Source organism: Sphingomonas bacterium (assembly GCF_028289855.1).
GTDB lineage: Bacteria > Pseudomonadota > Alphaproteobacteria > Sphingomonadales > Sphingomonadaceae > Sphingomonas.
On record NZ_JAQGKZ010000053.1, the window covers coordinates 1 to 16,775 of the forward strand.

General features: G+C 65.8%; 17 protein-coding genes. 13 read left to right on the forward strand and 4 right to left on the reverse strand.

Annotated features, from left to right (window positions below):
- The 10 genes from JWM94_RS04780 to JWM94_RS04825 all read left to right on the forward strand — a co-directional run.
- Nucleotides 1-698: 1-acyl-sn-glycerol-3-phosphate acyltransferase (locus JWM94_RS04780; protein ID WP_299422518.1), on the forward strand; the 698-nt coding region annotated here is incomplete at its 5' end.
- A complete protein-coding gene (miaB, locus tag JWM94_RS04785; protein ID WP_299422520.1) occupies nt 695-2,023 on the forward strand; it encodes a tRNA (N6-isopentenyl adenosine(37)-C2)-methylthiotransferase MiaB in 1,329 nt (442 codons plus the stop codon). The genes JWM94_RS04780 and miaB, both read left to right, overlap by 4 nt.
- Nucleotides 2,016-2,582, forward strand: a complete 567-nt coding sequence (locus JWM94_RS04790; RefSeq protein ID WP_299422523.1) for a hypothetical protein — start codon at nt 2,016-2,018, stop codon at nt 2,580-2,582. The genes miaB and JWM94_RS04790 overlap by 8 nt, the downstream gene beginning before the upstream one ends.
- A gap of 115 nt (nt 2,583-2,697) precedes the next feature.
- Complete coding sequence (locus JWM94_RS04795) at nt 2,698-3,699, forward strand: PhoH family protein (RefSeq protein ID WP_299422525.1); 1,002 nt, start codon at nt 2,698-2,700, stop codon at nt 3,697-3,699.
- 142 nt (nt 3,700-3,841) lie between these two features.
- Nucleotides 3,842-4,351 carry an rRNA maturation RNase YbeY gene (gene ybeY / locus JWM94_RS04800; RefSeq protein WP_299422529.1) on the forward strand — a complete coding sequence of 170 codons (510 nt, stop codon included), beginning with the start codon at nt 3,842-3,844 and terminating at the stop codon, nt 4,349-4,351.
- Between the two features lie 8 nt (nt 4,352-4,359).
- Nucleotides 4,360-5,253: a hemolysin family protein gene (locus tag JWM94_RS04805; protein ID WP_299422532.1), complete on the forward strand. Its 894-nt coding sequence runs from the start codon at nt 4,360-4,362 to the stop codon at nt 5,251-5,253.
- Nucleotides 5,254-5,371: 118 nt separating this feature from the next.
- Complete coding sequence (katG, locus tag JWM94_RS04810) at nt 5,372-7,546, forward strand: catalase/peroxidase HPI (RefSeq protein WP_299422534.1); 2,175 nt, start codon at nt 5,372-5,374, stop codon at nt 7,544-7,546.
- A 146-nt stretch (nt 7,547-7,692) separates the two neighbouring features.
- Nucleotides 7,693-8,487, forward strand: a complete 795-nt coding sequence (locus JWM94_RS04815) for a hypothetical protein (protein ID WP_299422536.1) — start codon at nt 7,693-7,695, stop codon at nt 8,485-8,487.
- A gap of 42 nt (nt 8,488-8,529) precedes the next feature.
- Entirely contained in the window at nt 8,530-8,892 is a 363-nt protein-coding gene (locus tag JWM94_RS04820; RefSeq protein ID WP_299422538.1) for a hypothetical protein, read from the forward strand.
- A gap of 58 nt (nt 8,893-8,950) precedes the next feature.
- The gene (locus JWM94_RS04825; protein ID WP_299422542.1) at nt 8,951-10,900 is read left to right on the forward strand and encodes a hypothetical protein; all 1,950 of its coding nucleotides are present in this window, start codon (nt 8,951-8,953) and stop codon (nt 10,898-10,900) included.
- Between the two features lie 43 nt (nt 10,901-10,943).
- On the opposite strand, the gene JWM94_RS04830 is transcribed toward JWM94_RS04825, so the two are convergent.
- Both JWM94_RS04830 and JWM94_RS04835 read right to left on the reverse strand, forming a co-directional pair.
- Complete coding sequence (locus tag JWM94_RS04830) at nt 10,944-11,945, reverse strand: acyl-CoA desaturase (protein WP_299422544.1); 1,002 nt, start codon at nt 11,943-11,945, stop codon at nt 10,944-10,946.
- Entirely contained in the window at nt 11,942-12,262 is a 321-nt protein-coding gene (locus JWM94_RS04835; RefSeq protein ID WP_299422546.1) for a metalloregulator ArsR/SmtB family transcription factor, read from the reverse strand. Before JWM94_RS04835 ends, JWM94_RS04830 begins: the two co-directional genes overlap by 4 nt.
- A 384-nt stretch (nt 12,263-12,646) precedes the next feature.
- Between JWM94_RS04835 and JWM94_RS04840 the strand changes: the two genes are divergently transcribed.
- The 3 genes from JWM94_RS04840 to JWM94_RS04850 all read left to right on the forward strand — a co-directional run bounded on the left by JWM94_RS04840 (nt 12,647) and on the right by JWM94_RS04850 (nt 15,954).
- Nucleotides 12,647-13,771, forward strand: coding sequence for an acyltransferase (locus JWM94_RS04840; RefSeq protein ID WP_299422549.1), 1,125 nt, complete (start codon nt 12,647-12,649; stop codon nt 13,769-13,771).
- Nucleotides 13,772-13,808: 37 nt separating this feature from the next.
- Nucleotides 13,809-15,134 (forward strand): sorbosone dehydrogenase family protein, encoded by a 1,326-nt coding sequence (locus JWM94_RS04845; RefSeq protein WP_299422551.1) that lies wholly within the window; start codon nt 13,809-13,811, stop codon nt 15,132-15,134.
- Between the two features lie 328 nt (nt 15,135-15,462).
- On the forward strand, nt 15,463-15,954 hold the full coding sequence (locus tag JWM94_RS04850) for a hypothetical protein (protein WP_299422554.1): 492 nt from the start codon (nt 15,463-15,465) through the stop codon (nt 15,952-15,954).
- Here JWM94_RS04850 and JWM94_RS04855 read toward each other — a convergent pair.
- On the reverse strand, nt 15,951-16,253 hold the full coding sequence (locus JWM94_RS04855; RefSeq protein ID WP_299422557.1) for a polyhydroxyalkanoic acid system family protein: 303 nt from the start codon (nt 16,251-16,253) through the stop codon (nt 15,951-15,953). The two genes, JWM94_RS04850 and JWM94_RS04855, sit on opposite strands and share 4 nt — an antisense overlap.
- The gene (locus JWM94_RS04860; RefSeq protein WP_299422559.1) at nt 16,250-16,666 is read right to left on the reverse strand and encodes a VOC family protein; all 417 of its coding nucleotides are present in this window, start codon (nt 16,664-16,666) and stop codon (nt 16,250-16,252) included. Before JWM94_RS04860 ends, JWM94_RS04855 begins: the two co-directional genes overlap by 4 nt.
- Between the last annotated feature and the right edge of the window lie 109 nt (nt 16,667-16,775).

The following is a 16,775-nucleotide window of genomic DNA, read 5'->3' on the forward strand; positions in this document are numbered from 1 at the left end:
TCTTTCTCGGCTGGGCGGCGCGACTGGCGGGCGCGCGGGTCAGCCGGGTCGGCGTGCCGCTCAAGCGCGACGTCTTCTACATCTCCAACCATCTCAGCTGGATCGATATCCTCGCGCTCGCCGGCCAGAGCGGCACCGCGTTCGTGTCCAAGGAGGAATTGCGCCAGGCGCCGGTGGTCGGCTGGCTGTCGACGCTCAACCGCACGGTCTACGTCAAACGCGAGAACCGGATGGGGGTCGCCGAACAGATCAATGCCCTGCGCGACGCGCTGGCCGAGAATTGGTCCGTCACCGTGTTTCCCGAGGGGACAACGACCGACGGCCAGTCGCTCCTCCCGTTCAAGACGCCGATGCTGCGCGTGCTCGAGCCGCCGCCGCCCGGCGTAATGGTTCAGCCGGTGATGCTCGACTATGGCGTGGTCGCCGAGGAGATCGGCTGGATCGGCGTCGAAAGCGGTCTCGACAACGCCAAACGGCTGCTGTCGCGGCGCGGCAGCTTTCCCCTCAAAGTGCATTTCCTCGACCCCTTCCGCCCCGAGGACGTCCCCGGCCGCAAGGCGATCGCCGCGGAGAGCCGGCGGAGGATCGAGGAAGCGTTGGTCGGGGTGCTCGGCAAACCCTTGCGGCCATTCGCCTATGACGTCGCGCCTGTGGCCTATGCCGCGCCCGATGCCCGCGCTATAGCGCCCGGCCCATGACCACCAAGACTGCCCCGAAAACCTTCCACGTCAAATCGTTCGGTTGCCAGATGAACGTCTATGACGGCGAGCGGATGGGCGAGTTGATGGCGGCGCAGGGCATGACCGCGACCGACGACGCCAACCATGCCGACCTCGTCGTGCTCAATACCTGCCACATCCGCGAAAAGGCGACCGACAAGGTCTATTCTGACATCGGACGCCTGCGCAAACACGGCGCCAACCCGATGATCGCGGTCGCCGGATGCGTCGCGCAGGCCGAGGGCGTGGAGATCGCCAACCGCGCCAAGGTCGATATCGTCGTCGGCCCGCAGGCGTATCACAACCTCCCCGATCTGATCGCGAAGGCGGTGCGCGGCGAGCTCGGGCTCGATACCGACATGCCCGTGCTATCGAAGTTCGGCGCGCTCCCCGCCCGCCGCAAGGTCGGGCCGAGCGCGTTCCTCACGGTGCAGGAAGGGTGCGACAAATTCTGCACCTATTGCGTCGTGCCCTATACGCGCGGCGCGGAGATCAGCCGGCCGTGGGGGGCGTTGGTCGACGAGGCGAAATCGCTGGTCGATGCCGGGGCGAAAGAGATCACCCTACTCGGCCAGAACGTCAACGCCTGGTCCGACGGCGACCGCGATCTGGGCGCGTTGATCCGCGAGCTCGACCGCATCCCCGGCCTCGCGCGGATCCGCTACACCACCAGCCACCCGAACGACATGACGCAAGGGCTGATCGACGCGCACCACGACGTCGAAAAACTCATGCCGTTCCTCCATCTGCCGGTGCAATCGGGCAGCGACCGCGTGCTCAAGGCGATGAACCGCAGCCATTCGCGTGACTCGTACCTGCGCATCCTCGACCGAGTTCGTACCGTGCGGCCCGACATCGCGCTCAGCGGCGATTTCATCGTGGGTTTCCCCGGCGAGACCGAGGCCGAGTTCGCCGACACGCTCAGCCTGATCGACGCGGTCGGCTATAGCCTCGCGTTCAGCTTCAAATACTCCCCCCGCCCCGGCACCCCGGCCGCCGACATGGACGGCCAGATCGCGATGGACGTGATGGACGACCGCCTGCAACGTCTCCAGGCCGCGCTCAACCGCCACCAGGCCGCGTTCAACGCATCGACCGTCGAGCGGACGTGCGACGTGCTGATCGAGCGCAAGGGCAAGCTCCCCGGCCAGATGCTCGGCAAGAGCCCGTGGCTGCAATCGGTCCATCTCATCACCGACGCCGCGGTGGGCGATCTGGTGACGGTCGAAATCGTGGCGGCTGGACCGAATTCGGTGTCGGCGGTCGAACGTGCCGATACACCGCGCGAGGCCGCGTTTGCCTGACGGCTTCTGGGATCGCGGCTATGCCGTCGCCCGCGATCTGGTGAGCGCGGAGCAACAGGCGTTCCTGCGCGCGGCGATGGACGTGTCGCACCGCACCGGCGCGATGCATCACGCCACCACCGTCGTGCCGCAGGGCGCGATGAACCAATATTCGCCGATCGCCGGCGAGGCGCTGCTGCTGCAATGCCGCCCCGCGCTTGAGGCGATCACGGCGCGCGAATTGGTGCCGGCCTATGCCTTCTGGCGGATCTACGAGAACGGCGCGGAGTTGCGCCGCCACAAGGACCGCAACGCGTGCGAGGTGAGCGCGTCGCTGCCGGTCTTCTCGGTGCCGGACGCGCCGTGGCCGATCCACGTCCGCGATCTCCACGGCGACGAGACGGGCGTCGCGCTGAACCCCGGCGACGCCATCGTCTATCAGGGATGCCGCATCCCGCACTGGCGCGAGCCGTTCACCGGCGAGCGCCAGTACCAGGTCTTCCTGCATTATGTGATCAAGGACGGCGACCACGCCGATGCCGCGTTCGACGGCCGCGACGGCCTGCGCCTGCACGGCTGATGCTGCGGCCTTTACGCAACGCTCGGGCAAAACCGCCATTAGTTAACAAAAGTCGCTGTCATCCCCGCCCGCGCTCTGCCATTCTCGACCCAGCACGCAAAACCCAAGGAGCCGCATGAGCCGCAAGCCTGTCCCCGCCCAATCCGGTGAACGCAGCCGGGTCGAGCTGACCTTCGACAAGCCGCAACTGCTCGCGCAACTCTTCGGCCAGTACGACCAGCATCTGGTCGCGCTCGAACATCGGCTCGGCATCTACATCACCGCGCGCGGCAACCGCATCGGGCTCGAGGGCACCGCCGAGCAAGTCGCGATGGCGCGCGACGTGCTCAACGATTTGTACGCGCGAATCCAGCGTGGCGAGGATGTCGATACCGGCCTGGTCGACGCCTCGATCGCGATGGCGTCCGAGCCGGTGCTCGACGGCATCATCAGCGCGGAAGCGCGCGGTGACACCCCGCCGATCATGATCCGCACGCGCAAGAAGACGATCGTCCCGCGCACCCCGGCGCAGGCGCATTACATGCGCGAACTGACCAAGAACGAGATGATCTTTGCGCTCGGGCCGGCGGGCACCGGCAAGACCTATATCGCGGTCGCGCAAGCGGTATCGCAGCTGATCACCGGCAGCGTCCAGCGCCTGATCCTGTCGCGCCCCGCGGTCGAGGCGGGTGAGAAGCTCGGCTTCCTGCCCGGCGACATGAAGGAGAAGGTCGATCCGTATTTGCGGCCGCTCTACGACGCGCTCAACGATTGCCTCCCCGCCGAACAGGTCGAGCGGCGGATTTCGTCGGGCGAGATAGAGATCGCGCCGATCGCGTTCATGCGCGGGCGCACATTGGCCGACGCGTTCATCATCCTCGACGAAGCGCAGAACACCACGCCCGCGCAGATGAAGATGTTCCTGACGCGCTTCGGCGAGAACAGCCGGATGGTAATCTGCGGCGACCCCAACCAGACCGATCTGCCCGGCGGCGTCGCGGCGTCGGGGGTGGCGGATGCGACCAGCCGGCTCGAGGGGATCGAGGGCATTTCGATGTGCCGTTTCGGCGCGGGCGATGTCGTGCGCCATCCGATCGTCGGGCGGATCGTCGAAGCGTACGAGGGGACGGGGTTGTGAGTTCGACCCCCCTCTCCCCTCCCTGGAAGGGAGGGGCTGGGGGTGGGTCGATGACCGCGATACGGGGAGCCCAGGCACCTGCCCTTCCGTACCGCCCGGACGCCACCCACCCCTTGATCCCCTCCCTGGAAGGGAGGGGAAAGTGTTAGAAATTGCGCTGTCGAGCGAGGCGCCGTGGCCGGAGCACGACTGGGAAGCGCTTGCCGATCGCGCCGCCAAGGCCGCCATCGACCGGACGCCGCATGGCGAACTGCTGACGATCCCCGCGGCCGTCGAGATTTCGGTGCGACTGACATCGGACGACGAAGTCCAGACGCTCAACAAGCAATACCGCCACAAGGACAAGCCGACCAACGTGCTGTCGTTTCCGATGGTCCAACCCGATCTGCTCGAAACGGTGACGGCGAATTCGGACGATGGCGAGGTCCTGCTCGGCGATATCGTCCTCGCCCACGGCATCTGCGCCGCCGAAGCCGCAGAGCGCGGCATATCCCTCGAAACGCACGCAACGCATTTGATCGTGCACGGCACGCTGCATCTGCTAGGCTATGACCATATCGACGACCGCGAGGGTGAGGCGATGGAGGCGATCGAGATCGATGCGCTGGCCGCACTCGGCATCGCCGACCCGTATATGATCGACGAGGACTGACGACGAAAATGGCCGATGGCCCCTCCAATACCGACAACGGCGACAGTATCTGGCGCAAGCTGAAATCCACCATCTTCGGTGAAGAAGCCAGTTTGCGCGATCAACTCGAGGACGTGATCGAGCGTCACGAGGACGACCCCGCCCCCGACGCCGCGGGCGACCTGACCCCGCTCGAGCGCCAGATGGTCAAGAATTTGCTCCATTTCGGCGAGCGCGACGCGGGCGAAATCGGCGTGCCGCGCGCCGACGTCATCGCGGTCGAGGAAAAGACCAGCTTCACCGACCTGGTCCAGCGCTTCGCCGAGGGCGGGCACAGCCGCATGCCGGTCTATCGCGGCAGCCTCGACGAAGTGATCGGGATGATTCACCTCAAGGATGTGTTTGCGATCATGGCGAGCGCCACCCCGCCGCCCGAGAGTATCGACATCCTGATCCGCGAGCCGCTCTACGTCCCGATGGCGATGGGCGCGCTCGATCTGCTCGCGGAGATGCGGTCGAAGCGCGTCCATCTCGCGATCGTGCTCGACGAATATTCGGGGACCGAGGGGCTGGTCACGATCGAGGACCTGATCGAGGAGATCACCGGCGACATCGAGGACGAGCATGACGACGCGCCCGAGGCGCTGCTGATCCCCTTGGACGGCGGCGCGTGGGATGCCGATGCGCGGGTCGAGCTCGAGGATGTTGCCGACACAGTCGATAAGCGGCTGGGCGAGCATGACGAGGATGTCGATACGCTCGGCGGCCTCGCGGCGGTGATTGCCGGGCGCGTGCCGGCCAAGGGCGAGCGGCTGACGACGCCGTCGGGCTGGACGCTCGAAATCCTCGCGTCCGATGCCCGACGCGTCGAGCGGCTGCGGCTGCACCCGCCCAAGCCGGTGCCCGAGGACGCGAACGCCTGACGACTGATCGATTTTCTCGCTCGCCGAGATTGGATTAAGTCATCGTGTAAATCTATTGCCGTGTCATCATCGCCCGCTAGGACGGGCGCAACCCCAATTGGCGAGAGGAACGATTCCCATGGACGCGAAGACTGGATCGATCGATGGCGGCGGTTGCCCTGCGGGCGGCGTGCGTGCGCTGCTGGGCCGCACCAACAAGGATTGGTGGCCGGAGATGCTCGCCACCGAAATCCTCAATCCCAACGGCGCGTCCAACCCGATGGGCGCAGATTTCGACTATGCCGAAGCGTTCAAGGGCCTCGACTATGCCGCGCTGAAGGCCGACCTGACCGCGCTGATGACCGACAGCCAGCCATGGTGGCCGGCCGATTACGGCCATTACGGCCCCTTCTTCATCCGCATGGCGTGGCACGCCGCGGGGACCTATCGCACCGCCGACGGGCGTGGCGGCGCCAATAGCGGGCAACAACGCTTCGCCCCGCTCGACAGCTGGCCCGACAACGGCAACCTTGACAAGGCGCGGCGCCTGTTGTGGCCGATCAAGCAGAAATACGGTCAGGCGATCAGCTGGGCCGACCTGTTCATTCTGGCCGGCAACGTCGCCATCGAGAGCATGGGCGGGCCGGTGTTCGGCTTCGGCGGCGGCCGCGCCGACGTCTACGAGCCCGAGCGCGACATCTATTGGGGTTCGGAGGACAAGTGGGTGAACCAGGGCGTCCAGACCCGCATCTCGCCCGAACACGGCATGCATGAGCTCGAAGGCCCGCTCGCCGCGATCCAGATGGGGCTGATCTACGTCAATCCCGAAGGGCCGCAGGGCAATCCGCACGACGACGCCGGCATGGCGCGCGACATGAAGGAAACCTTCGCGCGCATGGCGATGAACGCCGAGGAGACCGTCGCGCTCACCGCCGGCGGCCACACCTTCGGCAAGGCGCACGGCAATGGCGACGCCTCGCTGCTGGGCAACGCGCCGTCGGGCGGCGATCTCGTCGCGCAAGGCTTCGGCTGGGTCAGCGGGCATGAGAGCGGCGGGATCGGCGAGCACACCGTCACCAGCGGCATCGAGGGCGCGTGGACCAACACGCCCAAGGAGTGGACCGAGAATTACTTCCGCCTGCTGCTCGACTATGACTACGAGCTGGTGAAGTCGCCCGCGGGCGCCAACCAGTGGCAGCCAATCGATCAAAAACCCGAGGACATGGCGCCGGCAGCGTGGGACCCGAGCATCAAGGTCCCGACGATGATGACCACCGCCGACATGGCGCTGAAGCGCGACCCCGAATTCCGCGCGATCAGCGAGAAGTTCCGCACCGACCATGAGGCGTTCAAGGACGCCTTCGCGCGCGCCTGGTTTAAGCTGACGCACCGCGACATGGGCCCCAAGGTCCGTTACCTCGGGCCGGAAGTCCCTGCCGAGGACCTGATCTGGCAGGATCCGATCCCCGCCGGCACCACGCCGTCGGACGCCGATGTCGCGGCGGTGAAGGCGAAGATCGCGAGCAGCGGCCTGACCGTCAGCCAACTCATCAAGACGGCTTGGGCCTCGGCCAGCACCTATCGCAAATCGGACCATCGCGGCGGCGCCAATGGCGCGCGCGTGGCGCTCAGCCCCCAGAAGGACTGGGAGGTCAACGAGCCGGAGATGCTGGCGAAGGTGATCGACACGCTCAACGGCCTGCGCGGATCGATGAGCCTGGCCGACGCGATCGTGCTGGGCGGCGTGGTGGGCCTCGAAAAGGCGGGCGCCACCAACGTGCCCTTCACCGGCGGCCGCGGCGATGCGACGGCGGAACAGACCGACGCCGACAGCTTCGCGGTGATGGAGCCCGAGGCCGACGCCTTCCGCAATTATGTCGGCAAGAAGAAGCTGGCGGTGAAGGTCGAGGAGATGATGATCGACCGCGCCTCGCTGCTCGGCCTGTCGTTACCCGAAATGACGGTGCTGATCGGCGGCTTGCGCGTGCTCGGCGCGAACCACGGCGAGCGCGGCCACGGCCATTTCACCAAGCGTTCGGGCCAGCTCACCAACGACTTCTTCGTCAACCTCTACGACATGACCAACGTCTGGAAAGCCGTCGAAGGCAGCGACGACGACTATGTCGCGACCGACCGCGCTGAAGGCCATGCCAAATGGCAAGCCACCCGCGCCGACCTGATCTTCGGGTCGAACGCGGAACTGCGCGCGGTTGGCGAGGTCTATGCCGAGAAGGGCGGCGCGGAGAAGTTCGAGAAGGACTTCGTGAGCGCGTGGGTGAAGGTGATGGATGCGGATCGGTTCGATCTGGCCTGAACGATGGGCTCCTTCTTTCGAGAAGGAGCCCACGCCTTTCTCGGGGTAGCTTGCAGGTTGAAATCGATGCTCGCCGAGGGCATCGAATCCTGTATGTTTGGCGCGCAAGCCCCAGCCGAGGCGATAGAAAGGCCAAATATTCCCGCATGCTGAGGAATCTGTTTTCGAAAAGCCCCGCCGCCGCCGAGACCGAGCCGGGTTCCGGCGTGCCCGAACCGGCCGAATCCCGCAGCTTTACGGTCGGCTGGCTGCTCAGCACCGAACAGGCCAGCATCATCTGGGACACGCCCAGGCCGGTACGGGTCGAGTCCCAGAGCAATGAGCCCAAGTCGGTCGGCCAATGCCCCTCCGTCCTCGATTTCGACCGCCGTCATTTCGTGATCAATTGCCCGATCGACGTCCACCTGCGCCTCAACATGACCGGCGGCACGATGGACATCACCAACGTGCTAGCGGACAAGAGCCCGATCCGTCCGGAAGCGCTGCAACGCTGGATCGTGTTTCAGCCGAAGAGCGAATGGCGCCACCCGCAGCGCCCCGTGCTGCAGATGCTGACCTCCTACGTCTTCGTCTCGGACGACCCGCTCTACATCAATCAATATCCCCCGATCTTTCATTACACCGCGGACCGGCGGCCGGGGATTCAGATCAGCGGCCGCTTCCCGATCGATATCTGGCCGCGTTCGCTGCAATGGGCGTTCGAGTGGCACGACACGAGCAAGGACCTGATCCTCAAACGCGGCGAACCGCTGTTCTACGTGCGGTTCGAGGGGCCCGATCCGTCGGCGCCGGTGCGGCTGATCGAGGCGAAGAAGACGCCCGAACTGGAAAGCTATATGGCCTCGATTTCGGGCGTCAGCGAGATCGTCGGACAGACCTATTCGCTGTTCAAGACCGCGCGCGAGCGCCGGCCGGCGAAATTGCTCCTCCCGAAGGAATAGCGTCGCGGGAATGATCATCGTCGAATCAAAGGGAATGCTGCAGTGAAATACATTCGAGTCGTTGAGTGCGCGGCACAGGGCGACGGCATCCTTCTCGAGATGCTCGCGGAAGATCAGGCGGTTCACCGCTTCGAGGTGAGCGCCGAATGCGCCGGGGCGCTCCTCGCCGAGCTGGCGGCCCAAACCGCCAAGCTCGACGTGCAGGACAAACAGCAGCAGTTTATCCGGCCCACGGGCATGCAGACCGGGAAAACCGAAAAGGGCGAGCCGTTGCTCTTCCTGGCGCTCGAGGGCGGCGCGGAATTGCCGCTGCTGTTCAAGCCCGAGAGCCTGAGCGTGCTGATAGCCGAGCTCGAGGGACTCAGGAGCGCCGTCCCGACCGAACCGCAAATCCGCTGGCGGTGACGATTACGTCCTAACGGTTGCCCGTCGCCGATGCTACGCTCGCCCCTTGCGGCGGCGGATGGGGGCGCTGACGATGGGGTGGGTGAATGTCGTAGCAATCGCGGCGGTCGCGGCATCGCCGCTGCCACCGGCGGGCGCCCGCACCGCGGTCGAACTCGATGCGCTGGCGACGCTGCGATACCGCTCGGCCCAGACCGAGACCGTCGCCGCCCGGATCGCCGACGCGCAACTGCTGGCGATGCGCGCGCGGATCGACGGCGGCGACAAGCAGCTTGCCCGGACTCGCGGCCAGCTCGCCGCGCTGCGGGCGAACGCGCGGAGCGACAAGGCGCGCATCGCGACGCTGGAAAAACAGGCCGGGGCGCTGGTTGCCGATCTGACCGCGCTCAAGAACGGCTTCACGGAGGAACTCGCCAGACGTGACGCGCAATATGCCCGTGACATCGCGATCCTGCAGACGGCGGGCGAACAATTGCTCGCCACCCCCGACGGCGTGCGGGCGCTCGCACTCTACAATGCGGGCGGCGCCGGAGCGTTCGAGGCAGCTGACGCGGTACTCGCCGCCGTCGAAGCGGCGCGCGATAAGGCACGCGAGGCGGCCGCGCGTCAGCAGCTCGCCGCCGACCGCCGCTCGCGCGCCCAACTCGCGCTCGACGCGCGCGACAAGGGGCTGACGACGACCAAAGTGGCGATCGAGCGGTGGGTCGCGGTAGTGGAGGCCGACCCGTCGACCCACTGGGACTGGATGGAACTCGCCGCGCTCTACCTCGACGCCGGCCAGTTCGACCGCGCGCAAGAGGCGGCGGGCAAAGCGCAAGCTACCGCCACCAACGACCGCGATCGGTCGGTCGCGTTGCTGCGCATCGGCGAGGCGGCGCTGGCACGCGGCGACGTGCAGACCGCTGCCACATCCTACGACGAGGCAATGCGGCTCGACCGCGTGCGGCTCGCGCAAAATCCGGGCGACGGCTTGGCCCAGCGCGACCTCACCGACACGCTCGCACGATCGGGCAAGCTCAAGCTGGCGCGCGGCGACCTTACCGGCGCATCGGGCGATTTCGAACAGATGCTCAAGATCCGGCGCGGCTTGGCGGAACGCAACCCCGACAATCCGTCGATCCAGCGCGATCTCGGCGTGGCGCTCGATACGCTCGGCGACCTTCGTATTCAGCAACGCAATATCGACGGCGCAACGGCGTTGTTCGACGAATCGCTTGCGCTCGCCCGGCTTCTCGCCAGCAAAGCGCCGCAATCGCTCGAAGCGCAGCGCGACCTGTCGATCAGCCTGTCGAAGATCGCGCAGATCAGGATCGCGCGAAACGACATTCCCGGGGCGATCGCGCTCATGGAGGAGGCACTGGCGATCAATCGCCGGCTCGCGGCGACCGACGCGACGGCGACGGCGAAGCATGACGCCGCCTACACGCTCAACGCGCTCGGGCTGTTGCGGCTCGCGATCAAGGATCTCGACGGCGCCGCAAAAGCGGTCACCGAAATGCTAGACATCGCGCGCCGGCAAGCCGCCGCCAATCCGGCCAATCCGGAGGCACAACGCGACCTGTCGGTCGCGCTCGAACGCGCGGGCGACGTCGAGCTCGCGCGCGGCGACGGTGCGGCTGCAGCCAAATTGCTCGAAGAAGGCGTCGCGCTGCGCCGGGCCCAGCTGAAAACCGCGCCGGTCTCTGCGCCGTTGCAGCGGCAGATCGCGCTGTTGCTCATCAAGCTCGCCAGCGCGCGCCACCCGGCCGACGACGCGGGCGCGTTCGCCGCGCTCGACGAAGCGCTGACGATCGGGCGGACGCTGGCCAAGGCCGACGCCAAATCGGCGGAACCGCAACGCGTTATTTTGGGCGCGCTGTGGAGCCTCGCGCAATTCGGCGCGCCGGGCCATGGGTGGAACCAGGTCGTCGCGCAGCTCGAGGCGATGCGCACCGCCGGCCAGTCGGTCCCGTCGGATGCGGGGTTGCTCGACATGGCGCGCGGTCAGGCGGCGGCATCGGGGAAATGACGGCGGATCGGCTCGATGACTGCTGAAAACCAATAACGGACGTCTACGGATTCGGACGATGCGCCTGCGCCCATTCTCGCGATAGCGCTTCCTGGCCGGGCGCGGCGAGGCTGAGTGCCCGATCGGACAGCGGCGTTAATGCGGAGCGCGGTGGAAGGTTTTGCGGCACCCGGACGTCCCAAGCCAATCCGACCCATTCCAGCAATTGAATAAACCGAAAACCCGGATCGGCTTGCCGGGGATAGAGTCCATGCCTGGCCGACGCCGGGAAGGCATGGTGATTGCAATGCCAGCTTTCGCCCATCGTCGGAATGGCGAGCCACGCGATATTATAGCCTTGGACAGCAGCATCCTCGACGAACCAATCCTGGTGCCCCCGGCGATGAGCCACATGGGCGATGTACCAATGCATGGTGAAGCAAACGGCGACGCGCACGATCACGCCCCATACTACCCAGGACCAGCCACCCAGCCAGAACAGGATAAGGGCGACCGGGACCTGATGCAGCATCCAGGTCCGTTGCAGGAATCGGTAAAAGGGATCGTCGCTGATGCCCGGTCCGGCATCGAAGCGCGGTGGCTTGTCGAACAGGAGCTTGAAGTTGAGATAGTAGAATCCATCCGCGATGGCGGATTTGCCGTGTCGGAGAAACCAATGGCAGTTGGACTGGCGCTGCGCCCAGTCGCGAATGTCGTGAAGTCCCACGGTCCAAAGAGGCCCGCCCATTCCAACGAGCACCCCGACATAAATCATCACGCGTTCGAGCCATTTCGGGCAATCGAAGCTGTGATGGATCAAGCGGCGGTGGAAGCCGACCGAATGCCCGACGCAAAGCGTGAATCCGGACAGGAGCAGAAAGACGAGGACCCCGCCCCAGCTGAAGAAAATTGGGCCAAGGATCAGCGCGCCGGCGATGAAGGACATATTCCAGATCGATCGCGGTGCGTCCCATTGCAGCCGCCCGCTTCCGGCGTCAGCATTCTCCAGATTGCCCAGCGAATTGACCTTGAATGCGCCCTCCGCCGCCTCGCCCGCGACACTCATACGTCATCTCCCCCGTCCTGGCGCCGCCCCTTCCTCCGCTCTGCGTTGAGTTTGCGCGCTTCGGGGCAAAACGGCGTCAGAAAAGCGTAAAGGCTGTTGGCGAGACTATCGGCAGCGACCGAATAGATGATGTGTTGGCCGCGCTTCTGTTGGTGCACCAATCCCGCCTGATAGAGCACCGACAGATGCTTGGAGATCGACGGCATCGCCATCTCGAACTTGTCGGCAATTTCGCTCACGGTCATCGGACCACCGGCCAGATGGTTGAGAATGCGTCGCCGCGGCGCAGAAGAAAGCGCTTTGAAAGCCGATTCCATGCATACTTTCCTAATTAGGAAAATACGAAAGTCAACGACGTCCGTTTTCGGCCTATCGTTTGGCAAGCCCCTTCCAATGTAGGATTTCGCGTGTCGGCGTCCCGCGCATGGTCGTCGTTATCCTTCCTATGCGCGCGCACCCGCGCGTCCGCGTTGCGAGTGTGACTTTTGCGACCTTTCGCCGCCTCATGGTCACTGGGAACATTCGGAACATTCGCCCCGTCAACGGGCGGGCGCCGCAGCGCTATGGGCGACGTTCGCGATATTCGAAAAACGCCAGCCTTCCCGCTTCGTCACGGCTTCGTAATGCGGCGAGCGAAAGCATGCCGCCGTGCTGGTTGCCAACCGCAGCATTTGCTCTGACAAGGCCTCCAGGGAGATAGAGTGATCCACGGCAGACACCTCTCCGACCAGGCCGCGCAGATCGACGCGCTGGATGGCATTCGCGGTCTCGCGGTTCTGTACGTCCTGGCGGCGCACTTGTCCCAGGTGCGGCTAAACCTCATCCCGGGGCTCGATCTCAGCCATATGGGTCAGGCCGGCGTGTATCTGTTCTTCACGCTGAGCGCGTTCCTGTTGATGATGGGCTTCCTGCGGCAGGGCGCACAGAGCCTCGAATGGCGGCATCTCGTTTACTACGCGATCCGTCGCGTGCTGCGGATCGCGCCGCTGTATATCCTGTTCCTGCCGATCGCCTATGCGGAGGTCTACCGGCTGCGGCAGGGCGAAATGCCGCGGATCGACACCGGGAAGATGCTTCAGGCGCTGACCCTGCAGCGGGCCGACGGCGTCAATTGGTCGGTGGTCGTCGAAGTGAAGTTCTACGTCATCCTCCCGCTGATCGCCGCGTGTTGCCTGTTGCTGTTCGGCAAGCGGACCGTGGCGGCCGCCGTGATGTTGATCGCGCTCGCCGTCGGGGTCGCGATCATGGTGCCCTTACCCGCCCGGGGCACGGCGCCCATCATTGCCTTGTGGCCGTATCTTCCGCCGTTCCTGCCGGGTTGTGCCGCCGCGATCGTGTTTCATCGTGCGGGTGCGCATCCGCCGGAGGCGCGCGCCGCGCGGCTGGCACGCGGCGCCGCTGTCGTAATCGGCATCGTCGCACTGGTGCTGGCGCCGTTGATCGCAAGCATGCTGGCCGTCAGCGACTCGCCGGAGCGCGCGGTGGGGCGATGGGTATTTTCCTGGAGCGTGCTGTGGGCGGCGCTGATCGTCACTGCTTTGCTGGGCGGTAAGTGGCCGCGCCGGCTGTTCGAGATGAGCTGGCTGCGCCGCGTCGGGCAATTGTCGTTCAGCTCCTACCTCGTTCACGCCTATATGATCACCGCGGTGCCTCTGGGCTTGGCGGCGGTCGGTCTGGGATATCCCTTGCTGGAGGCATGGGCGACCGTCGCCGTCACCTTCGCCATCGCGGAAATCATGTTCCGGTCGATCGAACGCCCCTTCGCGCGATCGCGATGGGCGGCACGGATGTTGGGCATCGGCCCCGCCCGCAACGTGACAGGATAACATTGCCCCGCTTCCCTGCTCCCTCTATCTTGCCGCCATGCGCCAGAAAATCCTGATCGGTCTCGCGCTCGTCCTGGCATTGCTGGGCGGGCTGTATCTGTATTTCGCCCAGCCCGACGAGGCGCGGCTGAGCATCGCCGCGGTCACCGGGCGCACGCCGAAGATCGACCCGCCGCGCAGCCAGATCGTGCCGACGATCAGCGTCGCCGACGCGGTCGGCTGGAAAGCGGGCGAGACGCCGACCGCGGCCGCCGGGCTGAAGGTCAACGCCTTTGCCACCGGGCTCGACCATCCGCGCTGGATGTACCGCCTGCCCAATGGCGATGTGCTGGTCGCCGAGACCAACTCGCCGCCGCGCGAGGGCGGCGGGATCACCGGCGCGGTGATGGGATATTTGATGAACAAGGGCGGCGCGGGCGTGCCGTCGGCCAACCGGATCACGTTGCTGCGCGATTCGAACGGCGACGGCGTGGCGGAGAGCCGATCCGTCCTGCTGACCGGGCTCAACTCGCCGTTCGGCATGGCGCTGATGGGCGGCTATCTGTACGTCGCCGACACCGATCGGCTCGTCCGGTTCCCCTTCGCGCCGGGGCAGACGAAGATCACCGCCAAGCCCGAGACCGTCATCAAATATCCCGGCGGCGGCAATCACTGGGCGCGCAACGTCATCGTCGCTGAGGACGGCAAGAGCCTGTATCTGAGCATCGGATCGTCGAGCAACATCGCCGAAAACGGGCTCGACAAGGAAGAGCATCGCGCCACCATTCTGCAAGTCTATCCCGACACTAAGGGCGCGCGGGTCTATGCCGCCGGCACGCGCAACCCCAACGGCATGGCGATCGAGCCGCATTCGAACAGCTTGTGGGTGACGGTCAACGAACGCGACATGCTGGGGTCGGACGGCCCACCCGACTACATGAGCGCGGTCGAGGCGGGGGACAATTTCGGTTGGCCGTGGTTCTATTGGGGCGGCTATCCCGACCACCGCGTGAAGCCGGAGAACCCGAGCCTGCAACAATATGTGAAGCGGCCTGACTATGCTTTGGGGCCGCACACCGCCTCGCTCGGCCTGTGCTTCGCGGCCGATTCGCGGCTGGGCGCGCAGTTCATGAACGGCGCGTTCGTCGGCCAGCACGGATCGTGGAACCGCGTGCCGGTGTCGGGCTACAAGGTCATCTATGTGCCGTTCGGCGACAAGGGCTTCCCGCTGCCCAACGTCAAGCCGGTCGACGTGCTGACCGGCTTCCTCGACAAGGACGGCAATGCGCGCGGGCGGCCGGTCGGGGTGATGTTCGATGCCGGCGGCGGGCTGCTGGTCGCGGACGATGTCGGCAACACTATCTGGCGGGTGAGCGCGCGCTAGTGCGGATTCAGCCTTGCCGAATCCGGGGCGGCACCGGTCCACTCCCCCACCCGACCGCCCAATCAGGATATTCTATGGGCGGTCGGTGGGGGAGCGGGCTGGTGCCGCCATCGGCGTGAGCCGATCGAACAAACCCCAAATAAACGGCGGGCCGCAACGGCCCCCCGACCGCGCGACCCGCACTGAGTACGACACCGAAGCTCCGCGCGTTTGACCCGCGCTTCTTTCCGTTCGATTCCACGACCTTACACCAGCCGTACCGTCGATGCGTTGACGAAATGCACGAACCTGCCCAAAATGGGGCAGTTTCGGGGGCGGGAGTAAGTGTATGGCCGCTGGAGATCGTGTTTCAACCGTTCCCGACCGCATGCAGGCGCACTGGCGCAGCGCGATGTTCCCCCTGCTCAACATGTTTCTCTCGAGCCATCGCATCCTGTCCGAACATGAGGGCATGAGCCCGTCGGTGCTGTTGATCTATGTCACCGTGTGTGTCGGCAACATCCAGAAGCTGATGCGCGAACGCAGCGTGCCCGCCGATTATACCGCGACCGCGGTGCTGCCGCGCGAATGGGTGGTGCCGATGTCGCGCAGCGCGATTGCCGCCGCCACCGACCTGCCGCGCGAAACCGTCCGCCGGCATGTCGGGCATTTGATTGCACAAGGCCTGCTGATCGAGGATCCGCGCGGCGGCGTGACGATCGTCCCCGGGGCGATCCAGGATCGCGGGTTCGAGCCGCTGTTGGAAAAGCTGCTGACCGAATTCGCGCGCAGCAGCGAGGCGTTGCTGCGGGTCGGCGTGATCGAGGTCACGCCGGGCTAGTCGAGGAGCCGGGGCGCTTCTTTGGCGAGCTTTGCCTTCAACTTTTCGGCGAACAAGGCGAGGAACGGCGGCAGATCGACCGTCGCGATCACGCGGTCCGCGCGGACGTCAAGCCGGCTCGCGATGCGCTGGCCCATTGCCGCGACGGTGAAGTGAAGCATGTCGCCGTCCCAATGGTGGTCGATCATCGCGCCGCCCGGGATCCATCCGGCGAGCTTGCCGACCCCGCCCTCTACCCGCCGCCGCGCTTCGGCCAGACCCAGCTTGTGCGGCACCTCGACGGTAACCGGCTCAGTCACGTGGCAAACAACATCGCATCGTCGGCGAACGCCTTGAACTCGAGCGCGTTCCCCGACGGGTCGCGGAAGAACATCGTCGCTTGCTCGCCGGGCTGGCCGACGAAGCGAATGTGCGGCGCGATCCCGAAGGTGACGCCGGCGGCGGCGACTCGGTCGGCCAGCGCGCGCCAGTCGGTCAGGTTCAGCACCACGCCGAAATGCGGCACCGGGACGTTGTGGCCGTCGACCGGGTTGGACACCGCGACCGGCCGGGCGGCGGGGTCGAGGTGCGCGACGATCTGATGCCCGAACAGATCGAAATCGATCCATGTCGCGGCGCTGCGGCCTTCGGGACATCCGAGCGCGCCACCGTAGAATGCACGGGCGGCGGCGAGGTCGTGAACTGGAAAGGCAAGGTGGAATGGTCGGAGCATTGCGCTCAGCTAACGTCCTTTCCTACCTCCGTCACCCCGGCCTTGTGCCGGGGTCCGCCGTTCCGCATAGGCAAAAGGTGCAGCACCCGCGGCACGGCGGATGCCGGGA

Bases quoted from the DNA above. Each gene is read 5' to 3' on its own strand.
- miaB (WP_299422520.1), top strand. From the start codon at position 695: ATGACCACCAAGACTGCCCCGAAAACCTTCCACGTCAAATCGTTCGGT.
- JWM94_RS04795 (WP_299422525.1), top strand. From the start codon at position 2,698: ATGAGCCGCAAGCCTGTCCCCGCCCAATCCGGTGAACGCAGCCGGGTC.
- JWM94_RS04805 (WP_299422532.1), top strand. From the start codon at position 4,360: ATGGCCGATGGCCCCTCCAATACCGACAACGGCGACAGTATCTGGCGC.
- katG (WP_299422534.1), top strand. From the start codon at position 5,372: ATGGACGCGAAGACTGGATCGATCGATGGCGGCGGTTGCCCTGCGGGC.
- JWM94_RS04815 (WP_299422536.1), top strand. From the start codon at position 7,693: ATGCTGAGGAATCTGTTTTCGAAAAGCCCCGCCGCCGCCGAGACCGAG.
- JWM94_RS04825 (WP_299422542.1), top strand. From the start codon at position 8,951: ATGGGGGCGCTGACGATGGGGTGGGTGAATGTCGTAGCAATCGCGGCG.
- JWM94_RS04830 (WP_299422544.1), bottom strand. From the start codon at position 11,945: ATGAGTGTCGCGGGCGAGGCGGCGGAGGGCGCATTCAAGGTCAATTCG.
- JWM94_RS04835 (WP_299422546.1), bottom strand. From the start codon at position 12,262: ATGGAATCGGCTTTCAAAGCGCTTTCTTCTGCGCCGCGGCGACGCATT.
- JWM94_RS04845 (WP_299422551.1), top strand. From the start codon at position 13,809: ATGCGCCAGAAAATCCTGATCGGTCTCGCGCTCGTCCTGGCATTGCTG.
- JWM94_RS04850 (WP_299422554.1), top strand. From the start codon at position 15,463: ATGGCCGCTGGAGATCGTGTTTCAACCGTTCCCGACCGCATGCAGGCG.
- JWM94_RS04860 (WP_299422559.1), bottom strand. From the start codon at position 16,666: ATGCTCCGACCATTCCACCTTGCCTTTCCAGTTCACGACCTCGCCGCC.